The sequence below is a fragment of the Sulfurimonas sp. genome (assembly GCF_034005705.1).
Lineage (GTDB): Bacteria > Campylobacterota > Campylobacteria > Campylobacterales > Sulfurimonadaceae > Sulfurimonas.
This window is the reverse complement of the sequence record NZ_JAVEUF010000005.1, coordinates 36,818-61,747: the sequence shown is the minus strand read 5'-3', so window position 1 is coordinate 61,747 and position 24,930 is coordinate 36,818. Positions and strand designations below refer to the sequence as shown.

Sequence of the window (24,930 nt, the reverse complement as noted above, 5' to 3'; positions counted from 1 at the left end):
TACAAAACTGTACAATTTCGCAATTAAAGAAGGAAGATAAATGAAAGTAGCTCCTAGCGTTCTATCCGCTGATTTTGGCAACCTGCAAAGAGATGTTGAAGCCATCTGCGAAGCAGGCTGTGACTTTGTTCACGTAGATGTAATGGATGGACACTTTGTTCCAAATCTGACAATCGGTCCCGTTGTGGTCTCGGCTATTGCCGCGTGTGCGACAAAGCCGCTTGACATACACCTTATGGTGGAGAACAACACATTCTTTGTAGACCTCTTTGCCCCTCTAAAACCTGAATATATCTCTTTTCATATAGAAGAGGAGAAGCATCCTCACAGACTCATCCAAAAGATCCGCTCACTTGGCATTAAACCGGCTATCGTTCTAAACCCGCACACTCCGCCGGAGTCGATAGAGTATCTGCTAGGTGATCTGGACATGGTTCTTTTGATGAGCGTAAATCCTGGTTTTGGCGGTCAGAGCTTTATAGAGACGGTCTTGCCAAAAGCAAAAAAACTAAGTGCCATGAGAGACAAGATAAACCCTGCGTGTCTTATAGAGGTTGACGGTGGCGTAAGTGATAAAAACGTGCATCTATTAAAAGATGCGGGTGTAGATATCGTCGTTGCGGGAAGCTATGTTTTTAACCATGCAAACAAAAAAGAAGCCATTGAGAGTTTGCAGATATGATTTCTTATGCGAAGCATAAAGCTTCAGTGACCACAGCGGTCTTAGCGAAGACAAAGGAAGTAATTCCTTTGTCGGACGGATAATAGATAATGCGCACTAAAATTTGCGGGATTACATCTTATGAAGATGCGATGATAGCAATAGAAGCCGGTGCGGATGCACTGGGCTTTGTTTTTTATGAGCCTTCACCTAGATATATCTCTCCAAAAGAGGCTCATGCAATTATCAAAAGACTCCCCCCGTTTGTCGAAAAGGTCGCTCTCTTTGTAAACAGCGACGCACAGGTCATAAACTCCTACTGCCAAGAGGCCGGCGCTACTCTGGCTCAGATCCATTTTGAAGCCCCGGATGAACTTTACGAGCAGCTATTTGTTCCATATATAAAAGTCGTTCGCGCCAAAGAGCCAAGTGATATTTTAAAATTCAGCGACGAGTACAGACTGGTAGATGCCTACTGTGAGAGTTACGGCGGAAGCGGCAAAAGATTGAACATTGAGTGGTTCAAAGGTGTTGACTGCTCAAAGATAATCCTTGCAGGAGGGTTGGATCCGCAAAACGTCTCATCACTTAAAGAGTACGGCTTTTACGGCGTGGATGTCAGCAGCGGGGTAGAGCTCTCTTACGGCGAGAAGGACGCTTTAAAAGTCAGAGAATTCATAAAAAATGCAAAGAAGTAAATTGTAATAATGCTTAGTAACGACTTCTCTTTAGACTCAAAAAGTATTCACAAGCTCTCATCAAAAGGTCTCTCCCTAAAGAGCCTAAAAGAGCAGATAGACGAAGATCTGGAGTTCCTTCTGCAGCTTTGGCACTCTCAAGGTCTGGAGATATTAAAACAGCAGGGAAATTTCTATTTTGCCACCAAATTCATCCCTCTAGAGAGTGCCATATTTTGCATAGTTGATATCGAGACAAACGGCTCAAAAATAGAAAAACACCAAATAATCGAGATAGCGGCGGTAAAAGTAAAAGGGGGCAAGATCATTGATACGTTCGATTCTCTTGTCAACTGCAAAGAGATAAATCCGCACATAACAGAGATAACCGGTATAAAAACTGAGGACACAGAGGATGCACCGAGCCTAAAAGAGGTTATGTATGAGTTTAAAAACTTTTTGTCCGACTCCGTCTTTGTTGCGCACGACGTAAAATTTGACTATAAATTTATCTCTTTGAGCATGCAAAAAGTGGGACTTGCACCTCTTTTAAACAGAAGCTTGTGTTCGCTCTCTCTAGCCGAGAGGACCATTGCATCGTATAGATATGCGCTCTCGTATCTAAACGAATCTTTCAGCCTCAATCCGAGTGCCACTCACCACAGAGCGATGAGCGATGTACTGACTACGTTTGAGCTCTTTAAACTATCGCTTGGAACTTTGGATGAGAGTGTAAAAAGTGTTGAGGATCTTATAAAATTTTCAAAAGAGGCAAAGGTACTTAAGAGACCTAAGTTTGACCCTCTGCTTCAAGAAGCAAAAGAGTAGTTACTCGCTAAATGCTCCGACGCCTGTAAGCTTTTTATATCTAGCTTCCATTCTCTCCTCTTCGCTCATTGCGCGAAGTTTTGCAAGCTCTTCTAAAAAGTACTCGCCGATGGCAGCAGCCGCGCCGTCTCTGTCTCTATGAGCGCCTATCAGCGGCTCAGCTATAATATCATCAATAAGATCAAGCTCTTTTAGGTCTTGGCTGGTGATCTTCATAGCGTTTGTCGCGGCTTCTGCTTTTGCAGGATCGTTCCATAGGATTGCCGAACACCCCTCAGGCGAGATAACGCTAAATACCGAGTATCTCATCATCGCGAATTTGTCCGCAACACCGATAGCAAGGGCGCCACCGCTTCCGCCCTCTCCGATGACCACGGAGATCGTCGGTGTTTTAAGCTCTGAGAGTTCAAGAAGATTTCTAGCGATAGCCTCACTCTGGTTTCTCTCTTCAGCTCCGATACCAGGGTATGCACCCGGAGTGTCAATAAGCATCAGTACGGGTAAGTTGAACTTTTCTGCAAGTTTTGCTGCGCGAAGGGCTTTTCTATAACCTTCAGGATGCGGCATACCGAAATTTCTTTTTATCTTGTTCTTTGTTCCGCGCCCTTTTTGCTCACCGATGACCATAACTTTTTCATTTGCGATATAGCCGATGTAGCAGAGGATCGCCGCGTCGTCACGGAAGTGTCTGTCTCCGTGTATCTCATACTTGTCTCTCATAAGCAGATTTATATAATCAAGCGCATAAGGTCTGTCGGTATGACGAGCAAGCTGAAGCTTTTGAAAAGGAGAAAGGTTGTTAAATATCTTTGAGACTTCTTTGTCCAGGTTCTCTTGGAGGCTTTGAACCGCAACTTCGTCATGACGAACCTGTGCGGAGATTATATCCTCTTGAATAAACTTGATCTTATACTCAAAGTCTAAATATGTTGCCAAATCAGATCCTTATACTTAGATTTTTTTGAATATTAAAACGCCGTTTGTTCCGCCAAACCCAAAGGAGTTACTCATAACAGTATTTAGTTCGGCACGTCTAGCCTTGTTTGGAACGATATCCAGATCACAATTCTCATCTGGAGTTTCATAGTTGATAGTCGGAGGGATTATTCCATCACGCATAGCCATCAGACACACAACAGCTTCGATACCGCCGGCAGCACCAAGACAGTGACCGATCTGACCTTTTATAGAGCTCATCGGAGGGCAGTTCTCTTTGCCGCCAAGAAGCTCTTTTACCGCAGTAGTCTCATTCTTGTCGTTTATCGGCGTACTTGTTCCGTGCGCATTTACATAGTCTAGCTTAGGTTTGCCTGCCATTGCATACGCTGCTTTCATAGCACGAGCTGGACCGTCAAGACTTGGAGTAGTGATATGGTTCGCATCACCGCTCTCTCCAAAACCTATGATCTCTCCGTAGATATTTGCTCCGCGAGCAACCGCATCTTCATATACCTCTAAAACAAGTGCAGCAGCACCCTCTCCCATAACAAAACCGTCACGATCTGCGTCAAAAGGGCGAGAAGCTTTCTTAGGATCATCGTTTCTTGTCGATAGCGCTTTCATCGAAGCAAAACCGCCGACACCTACACCTGTGATCGCACACTCTGCAGAGACGACGAGCATCTTATCCGCTCCGCCGCACATAATTGTCTTTACCGCTTCGCTTATTGCGTGAGTTCCTGCGGCACATGCAGTTACACTTGATAAGTTAGGCCCCTTTGTTCCATGCTCTATAGAGACAAAACCGCCAAGCATATTTACAAGAGCTCCAGGGATAAAAAACGGACTTATTCTTTTTGAACCTTTGGTCTCTAAGATAATAGAGTTTTTCTCGATAGAAGGAAGGCCTCCGATACCTGACCCTGCACTTATACCGAATCTCTCCATGTCAGTATCTTGCGGAAGGTTAGCTTCAGCCATAGCCTCTTGTGCAGCTTTTAGCCCAAGGTGGATAAATCTGTCCGCTTTTTTGACCTCTTTTGCTTCCATAACCGTTGAAGGGTCAAAATCTTTAACCTCTCCCGCAATTTTTACGCTGTAATTTTCTGGGTCAAAAAGAGTAATAGTGTCAATTCCGCACTTGCCTTCGCACATAGCTTTAAAAGAACTCTCTTTATCATTTCCAACTGCATTTATCATGCCTAAACCAGTAACTACAACTCTTCTCATTAAAATCTCCGTAAAAAATATAAAATACTTTTTAGGAGCCAGACCATTGCTGACCACTAAAAAACATTTGCTACCGAGGAGCCCCTCAGTAGGTCTTTAGACGATTATTTGTTTTCTATATAGTTAACAACGTCTTTAACAGTTTGAATCTTTTCTGCTTCGTCATCAGGGATTTCGATATCGAATTTCTCTTCAAGTGCCATTACAAGTTCAACAACATCAAGGCTATCAGCACCTAAATCTTCAACAAACTTCGCGTCTTCTTTTACTTCATCAGCATTAACGCCTAATTGTTCAACTACTACTTCTCTAATATCATCTAAAAGTGCCATTCTAGCTCCTATGTTTGTGTATAAAATTTCGTAATTGTATCATATTTATCTTAAATTAAGTAGCTATCCGGAGATAAAAAACAGGGCTTTGCAAAGCCCTGTTTTTTAGTGCAGGCTTTTTTTATAACAACTAATGGCTCTTGCTTTTGCCTCTTTATGGACAATATTCGGCTTTGGATAATCCTTTATATAAGCACTTAACAAAAATGCCTCATTGTGTATATATTTTGGCTCTATATCTCTTAGCTCAGGAAGCCATTTTTTGATGTAGTATGCATCTTTGTCAAATTTTTTTGACTGCAGATATGGATTAAAGACTCTGAAATACGGCTGCGGATCGACTCCTGTTCCGGCACTCCACTGCCATGAGAGCGCATTACTTACCGAGTCGTAGTCAAGCAGATATGATGCAAAAAACCTCTCTCCCCACTGCCACGGCAGAAGCAGGTCTTTTGTAAAAAAAGAGGCGACGACCATGCGCACGCGGTTGTGCATCTGCCCTGTTTCAAGCAGTTCACGCACCCCTGCATCAACGATAGGCACGCCCGTTCTTGCCTCGCAAAAAGCTCTATATTTCTCATCATCCTCTATGCCGTTAAAGCTGTATTTGTAGTTTTGTCTCTCTAGAGTCGGAATATGAAAAAGAAGATAGGCGTAAAAATCTCTAAAGATAAGCTGCCTTACAAACGGCTCCGTATCTGAGTTTTTTAAAGAGAAAAGAGCTCTAAAAACCGCTCTGATGGAGATAGTTCCAAAACGCAGATCAACGCTTAAGCCCGAAGTCGCATCCGAGGACAAATAGTCCCGCATCTCTTGATAGTTGTCTATCTTTTTTAAAAAATTCTCCAGCTTTACATGCGGATCTACTATCTCGATCTCTTGTTTTATAAATCCTATACTTTCAAGCTCAAGCAGGAGTTTTTTGCCATTTTTTTGGATGCCCCAATAATCCTCTTGTGCCAAAGTATGCTCTGCGGTTTTTGCCGTATCTATGTTTTTATGCTCAAGAATTGCTCTTGCTTTTTTATAAAAAGGGGTAAAAACAAAGTAGGGTTCGCCGTTCTCTTTTAGCACCTCTCTTGGCTTGAAGATATAGGTGTCGTTTATGTAACGAAAATGCAGCATATGAGAGATCTTTATGTCGCGCTCTTTTGCATAAGAGTCATAATCTCCAGATGCTACGACCTCATCAAAACCTTTAAGCTCTTTAAAAATCTCTTCTGGTTTGCCGTAAAAGATCTTCAGATCAAGCCCTATCTTTTGCAAATTGGATTTTAGTCTTATTACATGATGAAAGACAAAAGTGACTCTTTTATCATTCTGCGGCAGCTCTTTTAGGATATTTTCATCAAATATAAAGATCGGAAGGACTTCCCCGCCAAAAGAGAGAAGCGGATTGTCCTCAACCCTTAAATCTCTTCTAAACCAGAGAATGCGCTTCATTTTGAACTAAGCAGGCTTGAGCGAAGAGCGAGCTCTTTTGGGTAGGGCTCTAAAAAAGTCTGAGCCAAAAGATAAGTTGTATTGTGCTTTTTAGCGTATAGCTTGATGGTTGAGAGAGGAGTGATGATCGGGACTATCTTTTTTGCATAATCATCTATCTGCTCATGAAGAGCCTCTTTCTCAACTGAACTTAGCTCATTTTTGAAAAAACCCGCCATATGCTCCAGTACATTTCTGTTTCTTTTTATCGAGCTTTTTTGCGAGATGCCAACTTTAAAATTGTGCTCATAGTTTGCAAAGAGCTCATCAAAAGAGAGGTTTTCATGATTGCCTACAATATTTCCAAGCACTCTGTAGAGCTTCTCATCTTTTGCCTGAAGCAAAAACTTGTTTCTTGTGTGAAAATCTACAAGCGATTTCATGCTCGGCCTGCTCTCTTTTAGCTTCTCTATGGAGTCATAGGCAAATAGCTGCATGATAAAGTTTTCCCTCAGCCACGCATCCTGAAGCCTGCCCTCCTCTTCCATAGGCAAAAGAGGAAACTTCTCTCTGCAGACACTCGCAAAAATTCCGTCGGTTTTAGGGCCTGAAAAACCGTTCTCAAAGTAAGCCACAGTGCTTCCAAGACCGCAGCTTGGAGAGCGGGATTTAAATATGATGCCGCCTAGATTCTCGTTCGTGATTCTATGAACTTCTTCGTAAGATTTATCAAGAAGCACTTGGGTCAAATCGCTGCCGTCTTTGTTTGAGATAACGGCGATATTGTCGTCTCTGCTTACGAGTTTTACTGATGGTCTTGGAGTGCCAAAAGCTATAGCTTCAGGACAAAATGGAACAAAAGAGGCATAGCGTCCAAGCTCATCGGTAACAAACCTGTCATGTTTATGCCCGCCGTCAAATCTAACCTTTTCACCAAGTAAACACGCCGAGACCGCTATTTTCATAATCTGTTCCTGTTGCTGTTTTGGCTTACGCCATGTTCATTCCGCCGTTAACTTTCAGCGTCTCGCCCGTAATATAGCTTGAGTGGTCTGATAGTAAAAATGCCGTTGCTTCTGCAACTTCGGCAGGATTTCCAAAACGCCCCATCGGTATCTTAGACGTAAAACTATCTTTTATCTCATCACTTAAAACATCCGTCATCTCGGTTGCAATAAAGCCAGGAGTTATAGTGTTGTAACGGATGCCGCTAGATGCCGCTTCAAGTGCGAAACTCTTTGTCATGGCAATAACGCCGCCCTTGCTTGCAGAGTAGTTTGTCTGACCCGCGTTTCCTGTCTCGCCAACTATTGAAGCGATATTTACGACTGAGCCGAACTTCTTCTTTCTCATAACTTTCATAGCTTCGCGGCATCCGACAAAACATGAGAGAAGATTCGCGTTGATTACAGACATAAAATCTTCGCTCTTCATTCTAAGTGCAAGCTTGTCGTTTGTGATTCCAGCATTGTTTACAAGATAACTAAGTTCGCCGTCGCAATCAACGATAGTCTTTATCGCATCCACGAAGGCATCCTCATCGCTTACATCAAAGCCGATTACTGCAGCACTTCCGCCAGCCGCTTCGATAGCATCTTTTATAGCGTCAGCCTCTGCCGCACCGCTTCTGTAGTTTATCCACACCTTTAGTCCGTATGTTGCCAACACTTTTGCTATCTCTGCGCCTATACCTCTGCTTGAACCAGTTACTAAAACATTTTTTCCGCTAAATTTCATCTATTTTTCCTTTTTTATTAATTTTATTTTTTTGATAGCTTCTTAAAAAGTTGTTTTGAGCGGTTCGAGGGCTTAAAATTTTACAGGAGGTAAAATTAAGCACTCGTCCTCGGAAGTAATTTCAAGGACGAAATTACGAGAATGAGCAAAAAACAGCTTTATTTTAGAAGCACATGACCTAAGTTTTTATACTAAACTATGATCCATCTCGGACGGGATCTCTAAACCCATAAGCTTTAAAACGGTAGGCGCAATGTTGTTTAAGGCTCCGCTTTGTACTTTTGCTACACCCTCGGCTTCTACAAAACACCACACTTTTCCGACCGTATGGTTTGTCAGTATATGCCCCTCATTATCTCTCATCTCTTCACAGTTTCCATGATCTGAGGTGATGACAACGGCGTAATCTTTCTCTTTTGCTTTTTGCAAAATCTTTCCAAGCTCGGTGTCAACGGCGTTTACCGCGATCTTTGCCGCTTCGAAATCTCCGGTATGTCCTACCATGTCGCCGTTAGCAAAGTTCACGACCACAAAATCATACTCATCATCCATAGCTTTTAGTACTACTTCTCCGACCTCAGGTGCGCTCATCTGCGGCTTTTCATCGTAAGTCTTTACGTTTGGAGAGGGTATCAAGATTCTTGTCTCATTCTCATACGGCTCATCAATCCCGCCGTTAAAAAAGAATGTCACGTGCGCATATTTTTCGGTCTCTGCAGTGTGAAGCTGTCTAAGACCCGCTTTTGAAATAACCTCTGAGAGAGTGTTTTTCGGAACTTCTTTTCTAAAAAGCACAGGGTATGAAAAGCTCTTGTCATACTCCGTAATGGTCGCTATATGAAGCTTTTTAAAATCACGCTCAAATCCGTTAAACGTTTTATCTCCCAGTGCAGTTACAAGCTCTCTCATACGGTCGCTTCTAAAGTTTATAGTTAAAACTGCATCGCCCTCTCTCATACCGTCATAACCGCTAAATGCTACAGGCTCTACAAACTCATCGGTCTCATCTTTTGCATAAGAGGCATCGATATACTCTGCAGGGCTTATACCGCTTTTTGGAGTCGCATTTACGATCGCTTCGTAACCTTTTTGGACTCTATCCCAACGGTTATCCCTGTCCATTGAGTAAAAACGTCCCGAGATCGTAGCTATTTTTATGTTTTGACTAACATGCTTGCTCACCTGCTGTAGGTACTTTTTAGCAGATGTAGGCGAGACATCCCTGCCATCAGTTATAAGGTGCAAAAAGACCTCTCTGCCCTCGCGTGCCGCCAAATCGGCAATGCCCATAAAGTGGTCGATGTGCGAGTGAACGCCCCCGTCACTCATAAGTCCGACAAGATGAAGTCTGTCTGATTTTTCTAAAAGATCTTTAAATTCACTATTCTCTTTGAATCTGTTCTCGCTTAATGCCAATGATATCTTTACCAAGTCTTGGTACAAAACTCTTCCGCTCCCGATACTCATATGCCCTACTTCAGAGTTTCCCATCTGTCCTTCAGGAAGCCCGACACTTAATCCGTAAGTGTCAATGAGCGAGTGAGGAGTGCTCTCAAAGAGTTTGTCATACGTAGGTTTCGTTGCGTTGTAAAACGCGTTATACTCAGTTTTTGAGCAATAACCGATACCGTCCGTGATGACTAAAACAGCTTTTTTTGTCAATTCTGACTCCTTGTGCTAATTCTTCTTCTAACAAAAAATTTATGCAATTATACTATAATGTCATTTTTTATTTATAAGGACTACTTACTTTGCTTTACTGGCTTTCAGAAATTTTTCAAATCAATCTGCTTGGATATATCACAATTCGTGCCGGAATATCTTTCTTTTTGGCTCTCTTTTTCACGCTTTTTCTGCTTCCGCGTTTTATAAGATGGGCACAGAGAACATCGAGCGTTCAGCCTATTAACAACTGGGCACCCGAGCGTCATCAGGGCAAAGCAAAAACACCTACCATGGGCGGGATCGTCTTTATATTTTCAACGATTGTTGCATCTTTGATCACCATAAAATTTTCCAATCCCTATGCCATAGGAGCTGTTGCGACTCTATTTTTATTCGTTCTTATCGGCTTTAAAGACGACTATGCAAAGATCAAAAAAAGTGAGAACCTTGCGGGTCTAAAAGCTAGAACAAAACTGCTTCTGCAGATAATCTCCGCTCTTTTTATAGCGGGATTTTTATATCTTTTTTCAGATTTCAACACCGATCTTTATCTGCCGTTCATTAAAAACCCTGTATGTGACATGGGCGGATTTGCGCTTATCTTCTGGGTTATAGTCATGATAGCAACTTCAAACGCGGTAAACCTCACGGACGGTCTTGACGGACTTGCCACCGTTCCTTCCATCGTAGCTCTTACCTCTTTTAGTATAATCATCTACATAACGGGAAATGCGGTCATCAGCTCATACCTTCTTATGCCAAACATAAATATCGGGGAAGTCGCGATAGTCTCAAGTGCGCTGATCGGAGCGCTTACCGGCTTCTTGTGGTATAACTGTCACCCTGCAGAGGTCTTTATGGGAGACAGCGGCTCACTAACTATCGGTGCATTTCTGGGCTACCTTGCCATCATCTCAAAAAGCGAGATCTTACTTCTTCTGATCGGTTCGATATTTGTTATTGAGACACTATCGGTAATTTTACAAGTCGGAAGCTACAAGCTCAGAAAAAAGAGAGTCTTTTTGATGGCGCCGATCCACCACCATTTTGAGATGAAACAGTGGGCGGAGAATAAGATAATAGTGAGGTTTTGGATCATCGCTATCCTCTCAAACATCATTGCCCTTATCTCGCTAAAGATCCGCTGATGTTGCGAGTATCTCTCTTTGGTTACGGCAAAACCACAAAAGCGCTGGCAAAGATATATCCTAACGCGATCTTTTATGATGACAAATGCACAAAACCATTTACGGACGAGAACGGTTTTAAAGTAAAACCCTCATCGGAGTTCGACCCAAAATACTCCGACTTGGAGATCACATCCCCTGGAATCCCTCCGTCAAACCCGCTTATACAAAGAGCAAAAAACCTCATAAGCGAGTATGATGTTTTTGCCCAGAGCGCACCTCTGTCTGTATGGATAAGCGGAACAAACGGCAAGACCACCACGACTCAGATGATGCAGCATCTGCTTCAGGAAAGAGGATCCGTAGCGGGCGGCAATATCGGAACCCCGCTTGGCGAACTTGATTCTGAAGCGAGTTTGTGGATACTTGAGACCAGCTCCTTTACCACACACTACACGAACCAAGCCGTACCGAACATCTACGTCCTGCTTCCGATAACACCGGACCATCTAAGCTGGCACGGCAACATAGATGAGTACATACAGGCAAAGCTAAAGCCCGTTACAATGATGAAAGAGGGAGAGGTCGCAATAATCCCCGAAGTATATAAAGATGTAAAAACAGCGGCTCATATCATAAGCTACAAAGATGAGAGCGATCTCGCATCACGCTTTGAGATAGATGCAAACAGAGTCAATTTCAAAGGTGCATTTTTGATGGACGCGCTTTTGGCGATGGCGGTAGAGAAGATACTATTTGACAAAATCGATTATGAAAAGATCAACTCCTTTGTCATCGATCCGCACAGACAAGAGGAGCTAAGAGACTCCAGAGGCCGTCTATGGGTAAACGATACAAAGGCGACAAACCTTGATGCTGCCATAGTCGCACTTAAGCGCTACAGGGATCAGCATATTCACCTTATTTTAGGCGGTGATGACAAGGGAGTTGACCTTAGCGAACTCTTTGAGTTTCTTCAAAACTGTGATGTTGAGATCTACAATATAGGCTCAAACAAAGAGAAGCTCTCAGATCTGGCACGCAAATATAGCGTTGCTTATACTCTTTGTGAAAACTTAACAGATGCCGTAAAAAAGATAGACAAAAATCTAAAAAAAGATGAAGTAGCCCTGCTCTCTCCTGCTGCGGCAAGTCTCGATGAATTTACCTCCTACGCGCATAGAGGCGACGTCTTTAAAAATGCAGTAAAAGAGCTCTAATGATAAGAGTGGCGGTACTTGCATCACACAACGGAAGCGGTTTTAACGCACTCTATGAAGCGGTGATAAAAAAAGAGCTGGGCATTGAGCTAGTCTTGGTCATATCAAACAACCAAAACGCTTTGGTTTTACAAAATGCCGCAGATTTTGCCATCGACAACTTTGTCGTAAACTCAAAAACAGATGCAGACCCAGATGAAAAAATAGCGCTTCTTTTAAAAGAGTACGGCTGCGAATATGTCTTCCTCTCAGGCTATATGAAAAAGCTCTCCGCCAACCTGACAAGAGAGTTCAAAATAATAAACTCCCACCCCGCACTTCTTCCAAATTATGGAGGAGAGGGGATGTACGGCCGCTACGTGCATGAAGCTGTTATAAATAACCGCGAAAAAGAGAGCGGTGTTACTATTCACATGGTCAACGAGAACTATGACGAGGGCGAGATACTTTTACAAAAAAGAGTGGCTTTGAGTGAAGATGAGAGTGTAGATTCGCTAGAGACAAAGATAAAAAAACTCGAACAAACAGCAATCGTCGAACTCTTCAAAAACATTCAAGAAAGCACTCTGTAAGTTTACTTTCAGTCCCTAAAAGATATAATTGCGCTCTTTAAAAGATGGCCAATTAGCTCAGTCGGTAGAGCAAGTGACTGAAAATCACTGTGTCCTTGGTTCGATTCCGAGATTGGCCACCACCTCTTTTAAACAACTTCACGGCCAATTAGCTCAGTCGGTAGAGCAAGTGACTGAAAATCACTGTGTCCTTGGTTCGATTCCGAGATTGGCCACCACCTCTGTTTTTAAAACCTCAATATAACTCTTGTTAAACCGTTTTGTGTAGAATTTATTTCTATCTCTATCTTGTACCTTTTGCAAACTCTCTTTACGATGTCTAAGCCTATGCCAAATCCGCCCTCGTACTCGTTTGCTCTGTAAAACCTCTCAAAGATCCTGCTCTGCTGCTCTTTTTTTATGCCCGTGCCGCTGTTGGAGATGCTAAACTCCTCTGCCGTGAGCTTTAGCTCCATCTTGCCGCCGTGCTTGTTGTACTTGATGGCATTGGAGATCAGATTGCCAAAGAGTCTCTGGGCACTTACCTCATCCATACTAAAAAATGCATCCTTCAGCTCTTTATGGATAGAGATTGATTTTTTAAGCGCCAAGTCTTCATATAGAGTTAGTTCGTTCTCTACGATCTCTCTTAGATTGATCTGCTTTACATTCTGATTTTCACTCTCTAGCAGCAGATATGTCAAATCGGAGTAGATCTTTTGGACTCTTTTTGCACTGATATCAACTCTTTTTAAAATCTTCTCATCGATTTTCTCTTTTTTGAGCCGCTCAATACTCATAAGTATCGCCGTTATCGGAGTGTTTAGTTCATGTGTTGAGTCTTTGATAAACTTGTCGAGCTTTACTCTCTCATTTTGAATGGGCTTTAAAAACATCTTTGAGAGAAAATAGCCTACAACAGCAACGAGCAGAACCGCAAACATAGCCGTAAAGAGTATGCTTTGCAACAGCTTTTGCGTCTCTTGATCCTCTTTTTTGCTCTTAAGTACCAGATATTTAACGCCGTGGTGCATCTGCGGACTCAAGTCTACGAAATAATCAAATCTTTTGTCTTTATAAAAGCCCTGTTCAAAGAGAATATCTTCCGCCTCTTCACCATAGATAGGCATCTGATGCTCATCGTAAAGCGCTACTTCATACCCATCTACGTTTTTTACATACAGAGGCTCTGAGCGCATGTAAGATGAGATGATCTCAGAAGAGAGGCTAAGTGCTATATTTTGCATCTTCTCTTTTTTCATGGAGATAATGTTAGAGGACTCATAGCGGTAAAAACTGACGGCTATAAAAAAAATAAGAAAGATCGATGAACTAAGATAAAGTCCTAAAAAGCCCCAAAAAGACTTTTTTTCACTGGATGTTAACTCGATAGCCGACTCCTTTTATGGTAGTTATAAAATCCTTGCCAAGGTGTGCTCTGATATTTTTTATATATGTTCTAAGCGTCGCATCACTCGGCACTTCGCTCTCAAACCAGATATTTGCGATAAGCTGTGCATGTGATACGACACTCCCCTTTTGCGATAAAAAATACTCTATTATCTCAAAATCTTTTTTAGAGAGTTTTACTCTGTTACCGCTTTTGACAAGCTCGTAAGTCGCCTTGTCAAGATAGTTTTGTTCGTCGATTTTTATCTGTGAGCTCTCTAATTTATGCACCTTTGCAAGATGCTCTATTCTCGCGTCAAGCTCTAAAAGTTCAAAAGGTTTTTTGAGATAGTCGTCGCACCCAAGATCGAAACCTTTTTTTAAGTCATGTGCAGAATCAAGCGAAGTGATAAAGATAGTAGGGATATTTACATGCTGCTCTCTTAGGAGTTTTAAGAGCTCAAAGCCGCTCAAAAACGGTACATTTACATCAAGAAGCATCAGGTCATAGCGTTGTTTGAGCATCATCTCGTAAGCCTCTTCACCGTCATAAACAGACGACACAGAGTACCCTTTTTCTCTCAAATGCTCACAAAGTATCTCCGATAGGATGACATCATCTTCAAGTAGTAAAATATTCATCTGCTTATTTTACACTTTTTTCCTTAGAGAGTATAAAACAGGGATAAGAAGCAGCGTCAGGATAGCCGAGGTCACTATGCCGCCTATCATCGGTGCAGCGATGCGTTGCATCACTTCGCTTCCCACTCCGTCTATATACATGATCGGCACAAGTCCGCCGAGAATGGCAAAAACGGTCATAAGCTTCGGTCTTAGGCGTCCTGCCGAGCCTCTGATGATAGCCTCTTCATGTGCTATGCCCTTCTCCTGCAAAGCTTCATCAAGATAGATGACCATGACTATGGCCGTCTCAGCCGCAATGCCCAGCAGTGCCAAAAAGCCGACGATCACGGCGACGGAGAGATTGAACCCCAGAAAATCAATATAGAGTAATCCTCCCAAGATAGCAAAAGGGAGAGTCAAAAATACGATAAGCGAATTTGTAACATCTCTAAGTGCGAAATAGATAAGTACGAAGATGCTTATTATTACTATGGGAACGATAAAGCCGAGTCTCTTTTTCGCAGATTCCAGATACTCGCTCTGCCCCGCAAACTCGTAGTAGTAACCATTAGGAAGTTCTATACCCTCAAGAAGAGCAGCCGCCTCTTTTTTATACTCATCCACGCTCACACCGCTCTTTGGCGTGATGTAGACAAAAGAGACCTTCATCCCCTTTTCGCTCTTTATAACACTTGCACCCTCCGTATATTTTATATCCGCAAACATACTAAGCGGCAAAAAACCGGATTTTGTTTTGACCTTTAACTCTTTGATCTTATCTATATCGTCTCTTTGGTCAGCATCCACTCTCACAGAGATCGGGTGACGCTTAAGTCCCTCTATAAAGGTGCTCACACCCAGTCCACCTACACCGAACGAGACGGTGTCGAGTATCTCCTGTTTTGAGACAGAGTATCTTGAGAGAGCATCTTGTTTTATCTCTATATCGAGATAGTAGCCGCTGTTTGATTTGTCGGCAGATACGCTAAGCGTGAGAGATGTGGTTTTTAGCCTCTGCTCTATCTTTGATGCAACATCTTCCAAAACCTTGTTGTCGTCACCGTAAAGTTTAATCCCCAAAGGCGTGCGGATACCCGTCAAAAGCATATCAATCCTGCCTCGTATCGGATATGTCCATGAGTTTATAAGCCCTTTAACTTTAAGAGCTTGCTCCATCTCTGCCATAAGCCTCTCATACGTCATGCCCTCTCTCCAAAGAGATTCGTCCTTAAATGTGATGATGGTCTCTATCATGGCAAGAGGTGCCGGGTCTGTCGCCGTGTTTGCGCGCCCTGCTTTTGCAAAAACGGTATCTACTTCTGGAAAGCTTTTTATGATCTTGTTTGTCTCATGAGAGAGCTCATATGCGAGCTCAATGCTGATACCGTATGGCGTAACGGGCATATACATAAAGTCCTGCTCGTTAAGCTGCGGCATAAACTCCCATTTTTGAGAGTTGTAAAGAGGGTAGATATATGCCATCGCAGCCAAAGAGAAAATGATAATGAGATATTTCAGTTTTAAAAACAGTTTCAGCACGGGAGTGTATAAAAATGTAAAAAAGCGGTTTATGGGGTTGCTCTCCTCTTTTTTAATCTCCCCTTTTATAAAAAGTATCATCAAAACAGGTACCAATGTGATAGAGAGAATTGCACCAATAAGCATAGCAAACGTTTTTGTATAAGCAAGCGGCGAAAAGAGTCTGGCTTCCTGCCCCTCCAGCGCGAAAATAGGCAAAAAGGAGACGACTATAAGCATAAGAGCAAAGAAGATAGGACGCCCAACCTGCTTTGAAGAGTCGATAATGATCTCCACTCTGCTTTTTGAACCCTCACTTTTACTTAGATGCTTATGAGCGTTCTCTATCATGACGATGGAGGCGTCCACCATAGCGCCTATCGCAATGGCAATGCCTCCCAAACTCATAATATTTGAGCCTATGTCAAAGAGCGTCATCAGCCAAAAACTAAGCAGCACCGTCAAAGGGAGCACTATCACGACGACAAGTGCGCTTCTAAAATGAAAAAGAAACAGAGCCGTGATGATGATAACAATAATGGACTCCTCGATCAGCGTACTTTTTAGAGTATCTATAGCTCTGTCTATAAGTTTTGTTCTGTCATACGCCGTAACTATCTCTACATCTTCGCTCTTTAGGGAGTCGATTTTGGCTTTTATTTTTTGAATCACCTCGTAGGTGTTCTCTTTGTAGCGTACCAAAACAACACCGCCGACAACCTCCCCCTCTCCGTTAAACTCCGCGACTCCGCGTCTTGGCGTGGGAGACAAAGAGAGAGTGCCTATATCGCTGAGTTTAAGAGGAACTACTCCGTTTACCTTGATGGTTATATTTTCTATATCTTCTACGCTTGTGGCATATCCGCGGGCTTGAATGATATTTTCATATCCGTTTTGCAAAAGCACGCCGCCGCCCCTGTCTTGATTGTTCTTCTTAAGAGCAGCTGTTATTTCGCCGATACCGACATTGTATTTGACCATCTTATCCTGATCGATAAGGAGTTGATAGCTCTTTACAAATCCGCCTACAGCCGCTACTTCGCTCACGCCGTCAACACCCAAAAGTCCGTATTTCAGGTAGTAATCCTGATAATCTCTCAGCTCGGCAAGATTTAGTTTGTCTGATTTTAAAATATATTGATACGCCCAGCCCACACCGGTAGCGTCCGGTCCCATGCTAACTTTTGCATTTGAGGGCAGAGTCGGCAAGATGGAGGAGAGCTGCTCTAAGATCCTGCTTCTGGCATCGTATATATCCGTATCATCTTTAAAAATTATGTAGACAAGTCCGTTTTGAAAACTGCTCATGGCTCTTACGGTATCTATGCCCGGCAGCGACATCAAAGAGCTTATAAGCGGGTATGAGACCTGCTCCTCTATGATCTTTGGAGACTGCCCAGGGTATGAGATCTGCAGGATAACCTGAGGCGGCGAGAGATCAGGCAGCGCGTCAAGCGAGATATTTTTAAGACTAAAAAGACTCAGAGCCGTCAAGATTACGGAGGCGATAAGAGTTAAAAATATGTTTTTTGCGCTAAAGCTTATGATTCTCTCAATCATCTCACTACCACTCTTCGCTCATGTATGAGCCGTTTGTCACCGCATCGCTATCAAGTAAAAATAGTGCGTTTTGTGCCACTTCGCTGCTCTCATTAATGCCTGAAAGTATGCGATAGTATCCGCCGATATACTCCACATCTATCTCTTTGGGTTCATATTCGCTCTGTGAAATTTTAGTAAAGACATAGAACTTATCTCCTCTTCTTATTACCGCATCTTTTGGAAGTGTGAGTGCTGCGCTGAGATTTTTACTAAAACTCACCTTTGCAAACATATCGGGAAATATTTTAGAGTTGGGATTTTTAACATCTATCCTAACATCAAAAGTCAGATCCTCTTTGTTTATTTTCGGATAGATCTTGCCCACCTTTGCGACTATCGGCTCACTTAAGCCTTCTACGTCCACAACCGCGCGCATCCCCTCGCTTATAAACTCTATATCTTTTTGATACACTTTAGCGATTACCCACATGGAAGAGTCGTCGACTATCTTTAAAAGAGAGGAACCAGCTTTGGCATAAGAGCCTTCATAAATATTTTTTTGAATGATCTTACCGCTGTATTTGCTGTAGTAGGGAACTGCCGCGGCTTTAGAGTCGATCGCTCTTTTGTCCAGTTCGTAGAGACTCAGCTTCTCCAGTATTGTTGCATTAAGAGGCATAAGATTCTTTGTAGACTCAAGCTCTTTTTTGAGGGTATATATCTCTTTGGAGTAGATGTCAAAAAGTCTCTCTCCCTTTTTAACGCTCTTATAAAGCTCGTTTGCTTCCAAGTTTTCGACATTGCCGTCAAAGCGCAACACAACCTCATATATCTTTTTTTCATCATAAGAGGTTGTTGCATAGTAGCTTTTGGTAATTTTTTGTATCTGCATCTTTGGTTTAACACTCTGGATATTAAAGGCTTGTTCAAACGTTTTTGCCTCCACAAAGGCAAAACTCAAAAGAACTAAAAGTAGCGTTTTCATCATATACTCTCTTTCGTGATATAAAAAAGCTCTAACTGAGCCGCTTTTATCTCTAGTTTGTATTTTAATCTCTCTATCTCCAGATCAAAAAGCAGATTCTCATCATCTATGCTTCTCTCAAGTGTGACGCTATTTCTTATGTTGGATTTCTCATAACTGCCGAGCGCTCTGTATTTCTCTAAAATAGCATCAAGATTCTCAACTCTTTTAGTGAAATAGTCTGCTTTTTTATAGTTATTTTGAAAGATCATAGTTGCATTTTGCAGATAGTTTTGTGCGTTTTGGATGCTCTCTTGTTTTAAGTAGCGCGTTTTTTTTGCTTTTGCATCTTCACTGCCGTAGATCGGCAGAGCAAAGGATGTAGCTACAGATAGATAGTCTTCAAAATTTTGGCGGTGGTTGTAGCTTAGAGATAGGCTTATGTTCGAGTATTTTTTTCTCTCTTCAAGCTTTGCGGCGATCTCCAACTCTCTGCTTCGCAGCTCAAAAATTTTATATTTCGGTGCTTTTTTTATATCTTCTTCCATAAACTCTTCGCCGATGCGAGCTGCTGACATCGGGATAAACTCTTGGTTTGTAAGATATTTAAACTCATTTTTTGCTCTTTGGAGACTCTCTTGAAGTTCCAGAGTTTTATCCTCAACGGCAAATATCTTTTTTTGAATTTCGACGTTTTTTCTAAAGCCGCTCTCAACGCTTATGCTCTTTTCATAATACTCTAAGAGTATCTCCAAGTTTGCTTTTTTTCTCTCTAAAAGCTCTAAAAGATTTGAAAAAGTTGTTATCTTCTCAACAATGAGTGCAGTTTTTTTGTATAGCTCAAGCTTCAAATCTTCCAGTTCATACTCTAGTATAAGGGTGTCAACTCGAAGTATTGCCTCTTTGAGATCAAGTTTGCCGAATGTTTCAAACTCTTGGGTGATCCCTATAAAATTCGTCTGCATAGGCTCAATGTCTCTTTTTAAAAAGTTCTCGTTTAAAAGCAGATCATTTACACCTATGGAGAGGACCGGATTTTTATATACCGCTTCGCCATTTATGGCCTCATGCGATGCTAAAATCTTCTCATGTTTTGCACGCAAAATAGGCGAATTTAGAGCAGCTTTTTCAAATACTTCTCCAAACTCAGCACCAAAGCATACAAAAGGGATCACAAAAATAGCTAGCATCTTCATGACAAACTCCTAGTGACCGTGCATTGATGAAGCTTGACCCAGATTTACACTCCCTTTGTGTTTATAATCCTTGCCTTTCTCATCTTTTATAAAAACCTGATACTGCCATGTTCCGCCCATGCCGAAATTGACGTTACACTCAAAATAGTTCTCTGTTTTTTTGCAGATATCTTTTGACTCCATATAAGGCATTCCGGGCATCTCGGGCATAAAAAACTTTACTCTCACATCCTTTGCATCGACAACTTTGCCGCCGTGCATGCCTCTGTTTAGTTCAACTTTAATTCTGTTGTGCCCTTCGCTTAGGACTCTATCGCTTGATAGCATCACGTGAAGATCACCGCTCATGCCCATATACATAAATCCGCCTGCAAAAGAGAGGGTCGCTAAAACCGCCATTGATGAAAAAATCTTTTTCATTTTAATACTCCTGTTTTTATTTTAGAGTATATAGTTTTTAACGTGTAGTGATCGTGTAGAGATTGAACTGTTTTTTGAAATTCTTTTACTTTTTATTTACAATATTTATGTTACAATTCTACTCATGGGGCTGACCTGGTTTCGACGGGATCAAGTAGCTTCTAATTGCATGTCGGACTGAGCACTTCCGTTACGCGGCTCAACTTGCTTAAACGCAAACAACACAAATTATCGCCCAGCTTACGCAGTAGCATAAGTTTTACCCCCTCTTTAAGAGGTCGGGCTGCTTCACCTGTTGACTCTAGATAGACAGGGTTCGAAGTATCACCTTTATGTAGATATATTTTATGTACGCCTCGAACGTAAAATGAACCCTAGAGGCTCGTCTTGCGTAGCTTTGCAAGTTGTGTGAAGCAAGATTAAACTTAAACGACTTTACTAAACATGTAGACGTTAGGAGTAGCGTGGTTTCGGACTGGAGTTCGATCCTCCACAGCTCCACCATTTCACAAATTATTTCTCAAATAAAAAATCATATAATAAAAATAAAATCTCTTAAAGCAGCTCAATGCTAGACTTCAGCTTTTATTTACAAATTCCACAAGGAGCCCTGCTTGGTCTACTATATTACAAAACTCATTATCACTACGCTTCTGATAGTCTTGATATCCGAGATAGGAAAAAGAAGCTCTCTAGCAGGAGCAATACTTGCGGCCATTCCTCTTGTCTCCATACTTGCCATGACATGGATGTACATAGACACGAATAACAGCCTAAAAGCAGTGGAGTTCTCAAAAAACATCGTCTGGCTCATAGCACCTTCAATGACACTGTTCATAGCCTTTCCTATATTAATAGAAAAAGGGATGGGCTTTTACATAAGCATGTTCATATCGATAATTTTGACAATATTTGCTTACTATAGCGTTATTTTCTTGCTTGAAAAATCAGGACTCAGAGCATAATAAAAAATGAGGCTTCTTCTCCTCCGAGAATGGAGGAGAATAGAAGGAGAAAGAAGTAGTTGTTACTTCGTATGATGCGTTACATCATACCTGGCATACCGCCCATGCCGCCCATATCAGGCATTTCAGGTTTTTCTTCAGGCAGTTCATAGATTGCCGCTTCTGTTGTTAAAAGAAGGCTTGAAATTGATGTAGCGTTTGTCAGTGCTACACGCCCTACTTTTAGAGGGTCGATGATACCCGCTTCAAACATATCCACATACTCGCCTGTTGCAGCGTTAAATCCTATATTTTCGCTTGTAGCGCTCTCAACGGCATTTACCACAACGCCTGCATCATAACCTGCATTTGTTGCGATCTGCTTTAGAGGAGCTTTGATAGCGCGAAGTATTATCTCGCAGCCGATCTTCTGATCACCCTCAAGGTCAAGTTTTACTTTTGAAGCAGCGCGTACAAGGGCAGCTCCGCCGCCGATGACTATACCCTCTTCAACAGCCGCTTTGGTAGCTGAAAGCGCATCGTCAACACGATCTTTCTTCTCTTTCATCTCAGTCTCGCTTGCCGCTCCGACCTTAATGACCGCAACACCGCCGCTTAGTTTTGCCAAACGCTCTTGAAGCTTCTCTTTGTCGTACTCGCTTGAAGTCGCATCTATCTGAACTTTGATCTCAGCGATTCTTTTTTGTACGTTCTCAGCTTTTCCGGCACCGTTTACTATAACAGTGTTGTCTTTGTCGATCACGACACGGGAAGCTTGTCCTAGGTGCTCTAAAGTAGCCCCGCTAAGAGTGTGACCCGTCTCTTCTGAGATAACTGTTCCTGCAGTAAGTACCGCTATATCTTGAAGCATCGCTTTTCTTCTGTCGCCAAAGCCCGGAGCTTTAACAGCAGAGATATTTAAAACACCGCGAAGTTTATTTACGACCAGTGTTGAGAGTGCTTCACCCTCTACATCTTCTGCGATTATAAGAAGTGGGCGTGAAGTCTTTTGAACCTGCTCTAAAACAGGCAGAAGATCTTTTAGTGAAGTAATCTTGCTGTCAGCCAGTAAAATCCAAGGATTTTCGATCTCAGCCGTCATCTTTTCGGTATTTGTGATGAAGTAAGGGCTCAAGAATCCGCGGTCAAACTGCATACCCTCGACAACATCAAGCTCATCGACGATACCTTTAGCCTCTTCAACTGTAATAACACCGTCTTGACCTACTTTTTCCATAGCTTCAGCGATCATATTTCCGATCTGCTCATCAGAGTTTGCAGAGATGGTAGCAACCTGAGCAATATCTTTTTTACCGTTTACAACTTTGCTAGATGCTTTCAGGTTTGCCAAAATAGCTTCGCAAGCCTTGTCCATACCGCGTTTTACTTCGATAGGATTCGCACCCGCCGTGATATTTCTAAGACCCTCAGAGAAGATAGCATTTGCCAAAACGGTCGCAGTCGTTGTTCCGTCTCCCGCCTCATCGGCAGTTTTTGAAGCAACATCTTTTACAAGCGTAGCACCCATATTTTCTAGTTTATCTTTTAGCTCTATCTCTCTTGCAACAGAAACACCGTCTTTTGTGATCACAGGATTGCCGTAACTCTTTTGGATAAGTACGTTACGTCCGCGAGGGCCCATTGTAACCTTTACCGCATCTGTTAGTTTCGCAACACCGCGTGCCAGCGCATTTCTTGCATTGTCTGAAAAAATTATCTCTTTTGCCATTTTGTATTCCTTATCTTAGTTTATTTTTTTATGATTCCAAAAATATCTTCAGTTTCCATTACCAGAAACTTCTCGCCATCAAGCGAAATCTCACTACCGGAAAACTTTCCAAAAACGACCAAGTCCCCACACTTAACTTCGCTTACTTCGGAGCTAACAGCGACCACTTCACCTTTTGAAGGCTTCTCTTGTGCATTATCAGGAATAATAATACCACTGCTCGTAGTATTTGCCTCTTCTACTCTTTTTACTAGGACTCTTTTGCCTAATGGTTGAAAATTCATTTAAACTCCTTAAATAATATGTTTTACGAGCGAAATAGTACCCCAAAATTGTAACAAAGTCAAGACTCTTAGTCTATAAGACTAAACTATCTTTATACCTAGTGGGCAGACATCTTGATACAAACTATTAGTTTTATATTTAATTATATAAATTATTAATATTCTTGAATTTTTCTCTTCTTAGCTTATTTAAAGTTTTAAAGAAGTATAATTCTGCCTCTTAAAAGATGTCAGGGTAGCTCAGCTGGTTAGAGCACTGGTCTCATAAGCCGGGGGTCGCGAGTTCAAGTCTCGCCTTTGACACCATTTTTAAGATTCCGGATTAGCTCAGCGGTAGAGTAGGTGACTGTTAATCACTTGGTCACTGGTTCGAATCCAGTATCCGGAGCCACTTCTTTAATAAATCCCCCCCCTAATTCATCCATTAAATAGTTTTTAATCTTTATAGCTGTACGATTAGTAATATGTTGCATAAAGGCTTTCAATGAAGAGAGATTGGTCTGTTATTAGAATAACGCTCTTGCTGTATCTCATCGTAGTTCTTATTCCGTTTAATTACTATTTTGCAAAAGAGTCGTTTGATAGCATGAAAAACGATGCATCAACAATGAACAATCTTGTTTTGCTAAGTAGTGCTCTTCACACTCTCTCAACTGAAAATGACCCGCATAAAAAAGAGATCCTTGCAAACAGCATAGCGTTATCACTTGGTTTGATTGAACAAAAGTTTATAGAATTTCTGCCCAATAAAGAGTATGTAGAGTTGTTTGGTGCCGAAAAAGCATTTTCTTTGCTAAAAAATGCTCATGAAAAATTAGAAGCAACTATCCAAAATGGTACTGAAACAGGAGCTGCTGTATATATGGTTTCTATGGAAATCACCGCATTTTCCAAGCTCCTCGAAGAGATGGCATCCTATAAAGCTGATACGGCTTTAAACAAGCTCTATATCTCTCTTGTTCTTACCATGCTTTTGGTTATTATCCTCATATTTTTTGTGCGAACATATATTAGATTGCAATTTTTCAAACATACTATATATGACCATGTAACTGGACTATACAACAAAAAATATTTTGACAGCGTCCTTCAAAACTCCAAAGAACTGGCAATACGCCACAACAAGCCGCTCTCGCTTCTTCTGCTCTCTATAGAGAACTATGACGAATTAAAAAAGTCATTGAATAGAGCAGATTTTGAAAAGTCTCTAAAGGAACTCAGCACTCTTTTTAGCCACATATTCAGACACAGCGACACCGTATGTAGAATTGATGGTAGTTGTTTTGCCTCAATCGCACCTGATGCGTCATTGGTAAACATACAAAAAATTTCACTCAGATTGCAAAAAGAGCTGCAAGAAAAACTCTCTAAAAGTAGTATCGAACTTCAACTCTCCATAGGCATTGCTTCATGCGATGATGACGGCCCTTGTTTGATTCTGGAAGAAGCTAAAGAGAATATGGAAAACTTTTCTGCCATCAAACTGGGATACATCTCATGAAAAGAGCCGCTTTTAACCTAATTGAGTTAATATTTGTCATCATAATTTTAGGCATCTTGTCTAGTGTTGTAATAGTAAAAATGGGCGATATGGCAAAACTTGCAAAAGAGGCTCAGTTAACATCTTTTGTCGGAACACTTAATAGGTCAGTAGGTCCTGCTATTTGGTTTAAATCAATAGAAAACGGCCGCGGCGGAAGCATCACTTTTGCAGATTATAATGCTGACTTAGATAAATATATTGATTTTATTCCAAACTATACTTTAACGCCGACGCTTATTAACTGCAATACTATGGGTAACGGTATTTTTGTCAGTTATACATTTGGGAAAAATTACGAAGTTCACTGCAGAGACGGCAATAAAACGAGCAGCCCTGATTTTCGGTTATACAATCAAACAGACGATGTCTATATAGAATAAAATAAGTT

The 24,930-nt window shown here is 41.7% G+C and carries 24 protein-coding genes, 4 tRNA genes and 1 other RNA gene; 14 read left to right on the top strand and 15 right to left on the bottom strand.

Annotated elements, in window-relative coordinates:
• Positions 1-40 precede the first annotated feature (40 nt).
• The 3 genes from rpe (at position 41) to RBR61_RS04010 (ending at position 2,166) form a co-directional block, all read left to right on the top strand.
• Complete coding sequence (gene rpe, locus RBR61_RS04020; protein ID WP_320342255.1) at positions 41-682, top strand: ribulose-phosphate 3-epimerase; 642 nt, start codon at positions 41-43, stop codon at positions 680-682.
• An 89-nt stretch (positions 683-771) separates the two neighbouring features.
• Positions 772-1,359 (top strand): phosphoribosylanthranilate isomerase, encoded by a 588-nt coding sequence (locus tag RBR61_RS04015; protein ID WP_320342253.1) that lies wholly within the window; start codon positions 772-774, stop codon positions 1,357-1,359.
• A 9-nt stretch (positions 1,360-1,368) separates the two neighbouring features.
• Positions 1,369-2,166 carry a 3'-5' exonuclease gene (locus tag RBR61_RS04010; RefSeq protein ID WP_320342252.1) on the top strand — a complete coding sequence of 266 codons (798 nt, stop codon included), beginning with the start codon at positions 1,369-1,371 and terminating at the stop codon, positions 2,164-2,166.
• Here the strand turns inward: RBR61_RS04010 and accA are convergent, their stop codons facing one another.
• The 7 genes from accA to gpmI all read right to left on the bottom strand — a co-directional run bounded on the left by accA (position 2,167) and on the right by gpmI (position 9,488).
• The gene (gene accA, locus RBR61_RS04005; RefSeq protein WP_320342251.1) at positions 2,167-3,102 is read right to left on the bottom strand and encodes an acetyl-CoA carboxylase carboxyl transferase subunit alpha; all 936 of its coding nucleotides are present in this window, start codon (positions 3,100-3,102) and stop codon (positions 2,167-2,169) included.
• 15 nt (positions 3,103-3,117) lie between these two features.
• Entirely contained in the window at positions 3,118-4,335 is a 1,218-nt protein-coding gene (locus RBR61_RS04000) for a beta-ketoacyl-ACP synthase II (protein WP_320342249.1), read from the bottom strand.
• A 104-nt stretch (positions 4,336-4,439) separates the two neighbouring features.
• Entirely contained in the window at positions 4,440-4,667 is a 228-nt protein-coding gene (acpP, locus tag RBR61_RS03995) for an acyl carrier protein (RefSeq protein WP_137013889.1), read from the bottom strand.
• A 105-nt stretch (positions 4,668-4,772) separates the two neighbouring features.
• Positions 4,773-6,110, bottom strand: coding sequence for a deoxyribodipyrimidine photo-lyase (locus RBR61_RS03990; protein ID WP_320342245.1), 1,338 nt, complete (start codon positions 6,108-6,110; stop codon positions 4,773-4,775).
• Positions 6,107-7,054 (bottom strand): DUF523 and DUF1722 domain-containing protein, encoded by a 948-nt coding sequence (locus tag RBR61_RS03985; RefSeq protein ID WP_320342243.1) that lies wholly within the window; start codon positions 7,052-7,054, stop codon positions 6,107-6,109. Before RBR61_RS03985 ends, RBR61_RS03990 begins: the two co-directional genes overlap by 4 nt.
• A gap of 25 nt (positions 7,055-7,079) precedes the next feature.
• Positions 7,080-7,826, bottom strand: coding sequence for a 3-oxoacyl-ACP reductase FabG (fabG, locus tag RBR61_RS03980; protein WP_320342241.1), 747 nt, complete (start codon positions 7,824-7,826; stop codon positions 7,080-7,082).
• A gap of 186 nt (positions 7,827-8,012) precedes the next feature.
• Positions 8,013-9,488, bottom strand: a complete 1,476-nt coding sequence (gene gpmI, locus RBR61_RS03975; protein WP_320342240.1) for a 2,3-bisphosphoglycerate-independent phosphoglycerate mutase — start codon at positions 9,486-9,488, stop codon at positions 8,013-8,015.
• A gap of 89 nt (positions 9,489-9,577) precedes the next feature.
• Here gpmI and mraY point away from each other — a divergent pair, with 89 nt between their 5' ends.
• From mraY to RBR61_RS03950, 5 genes are all read left to right on the top strand, one after another.
• The gene (gene mraY, locus RBR61_RS03970) at positions 9,578-10,639 is read left to right on the top strand and encodes a phospho-N-acetylmuramoyl-pentapeptide-transferase (protein WP_320342239.1); all 1,062 of its coding nucleotides are present in this window, start codon (positions 9,578-9,580) and stop codon (positions 10,637-10,639) included.
• Positions 10,639-11,838, top strand: a complete 1,200-nt coding sequence (gene murD, locus RBR61_RS03965; protein WP_320342237.1) for a UDP-N-acetylmuramoyl-L-alanine--D-glutamate ligase — start codon at positions 10,639-10,641, stop codon at positions 11,836-11,838. Before mraY ends, murD begins: the two co-directional genes overlap by 1 nt.
• Positions 11,838-12,410, top strand: coding sequence for a phosphoribosylglycinamide formyltransferase (locus RBR61_RS03960; protein WP_320342236.1), 573 nt, complete (start codon positions 11,838-11,840; stop codon positions 12,408-12,410). The genes murD and RBR61_RS03960 overlap by 1 nt, the downstream gene beginning before the upstream one ends.
• A 46-nt stretch (positions 12,411-12,456) precedes the next feature.
• Positions 12,457-12,532: transfer RNA gene (locus RBR61_RS03955), tRNA-Phe, on the top strand.
• Between the two features lie 20 nt (positions 12,533-12,552).
• Positions 12,553-12,628, top strand: a tRNA-Phe gene (locus RBR61_RS03950).
• A gap of 9 nt (positions 12,629-12,637) precedes the next feature.
• Here RBR61_RS03950 and RBR61_RS03945 read toward each other — a convergent pair.
• From RBR61_RS03945 to RBR61_RS03920, 6 genes are all read right to left on the bottom strand, one after another.
• Positions 12,638-13,651, bottom strand: a complete 1,014-nt coding sequence (locus tag RBR61_RS03945) for a HAMP domain-containing sensor histidine kinase (RefSeq protein ID WP_320342235.1) — start codon at positions 13,649-13,651, stop codon at positions 12,638-12,640.
• A gap of 109 nt (positions 13,652-13,760) precedes the next feature.
• Positions 13,761-14,420 carry a response regulator transcription factor gene (locus tag RBR61_RS03940; RefSeq protein ID WP_320342234.1) on the bottom strand — a complete coding sequence of 220 codons (660 nt, stop codon included), beginning with the start codon at positions 14,418-14,420 and terminating at the stop codon, positions 13,761-13,763.
• A 9-nt stretch (positions 14,421-14,429) separates the two neighbouring features.
• On the bottom strand, positions 14,430-17,480 hold the full coding sequence (locus tag RBR61_RS03935; protein ID WP_320342233.1) for a CusA/CzcA family heavy metal efflux RND transporter: 3,051 nt from the start codon (positions 17,478-17,480) through the stop codon (positions 14,430-14,432).
• A 4-nt stretch (positions 17,481-17,484) separates the two neighbouring features.
• Complete coding sequence (locus RBR61_RS03930) at positions 17,485-18,450, bottom strand: efflux RND transporter periplasmic adaptor subunit (protein ID WP_320342232.1); 966 nt, start codon at positions 18,448-18,450, stop codon at positions 17,485-17,487.
• The gene (locus tag RBR61_RS03925; protein ID WP_320342231.1) at positions 18,447-19,622 is read right to left on the bottom strand and encodes a TolC family protein; all 1,176 of its coding nucleotides are present in this window, start codon (positions 19,620-19,622) and stop codon (positions 18,447-18,449) included. The genes RBR61_RS03930 and RBR61_RS03925 overlap by 4 nt, the downstream gene beginning before the upstream one ends.
• 9 nt (positions 19,623-19,631) lie before the next feature.
• Positions 19,632-20,042 (bottom strand): FixH family protein, encoded by a 411-nt coding sequence (locus RBR61_RS03920; RefSeq protein ID WP_320342230.1) that lies wholly within the window; start codon positions 20,040-20,042, stop codon positions 19,632-19,634.
• Between the two features lie 126 nt (positions 20,043-20,168).
• On the opposite strand from RBR61_RS03920, the gene ssrA reads away from it, so the two are divergent.
• Positions 20,169-20,546: a transfer-messenger RNA gene (ssrA, locus tag RBR61_RS03915) on the top strand.
• Positions 20,547-20,656: 110 nt separating this feature from the next.
• Positions 20,657-21,007, top strand: coding sequence for a DUF3147 family protein (locus RBR61_RS03910; protein WP_320342229.1), 351 nt, complete (start codon positions 20,657-20,659; stop codon positions 21,005-21,007).
• 79 nt (positions 21,008-21,086) lie between these two features.
• Here the strand turns inward: RBR61_RS03910 and groL are convergent, their stop codons facing one another.
• The gene (groL, locus tag RBR61_RS03905) at positions 21,087-22,715 is read right to left on the bottom strand and encodes a chaperonin GroEL (RefSeq protein WP_320342228.1); all 1,629 of its coding nucleotides are present in this window, start codon (positions 22,713-22,715) and stop codon (positions 21,087-21,089) included.
• A 20-nt stretch (positions 22,716-22,735) separates the two neighbouring features.
• A complete protein-coding gene (groES, locus tag RBR61_RS03900) occupies positions 22,736-22,999 on the bottom strand; it encodes a co-chaperone GroES (protein ID WP_320342227.1) in 264 nt (87 codons plus the stop codon).
• 229 nt (positions 23,000-23,228) lie between these two features.
• Between groES and RBR61_RS03895 the strand changes: the two genes are divergently transcribed.
• The 4 genes from RBR61_RS03895 to RBR61_RS03880 all read left to right on the top strand — a co-directional run bounded on the left by RBR61_RS03895 (position 23,229) and on the right by RBR61_RS03880 (position 24,922).
• Positions 23,229-23,305, top strand: a tRNA-Met gene (locus RBR61_RS03895).
• A gap of 10 nt (positions 23,306-23,315) precedes the next feature.
• A tRNA-Asn gene (locus RBR61_RS03890) sits at positions 23,316-23,390 on the top strand.
• A gap of 93 nt (positions 23,391-23,483) precedes the next feature.
• Positions 23,484-24,500, top strand: a complete 1,017-nt coding sequence (locus tag RBR61_RS03885; protein WP_320342226.1) for a GGDEF domain-containing protein — start codon at positions 23,484-23,486, stop codon at positions 24,498-24,500.
• On the top strand, positions 24,497-24,922 hold the full coding sequence (locus RBR61_RS03880) for a type II secretion system protein (RefSeq protein WP_320342224.1): 426 nt from the start codon (positions 24,497-24,499) through the stop codon (positions 24,920-24,922). Before RBR61_RS03885 ends, RBR61_RS03880 begins: the two co-directional genes overlap by 4 nt.
• Positions 24,923-24,930 lie beyond the last annotated feature (8 nt).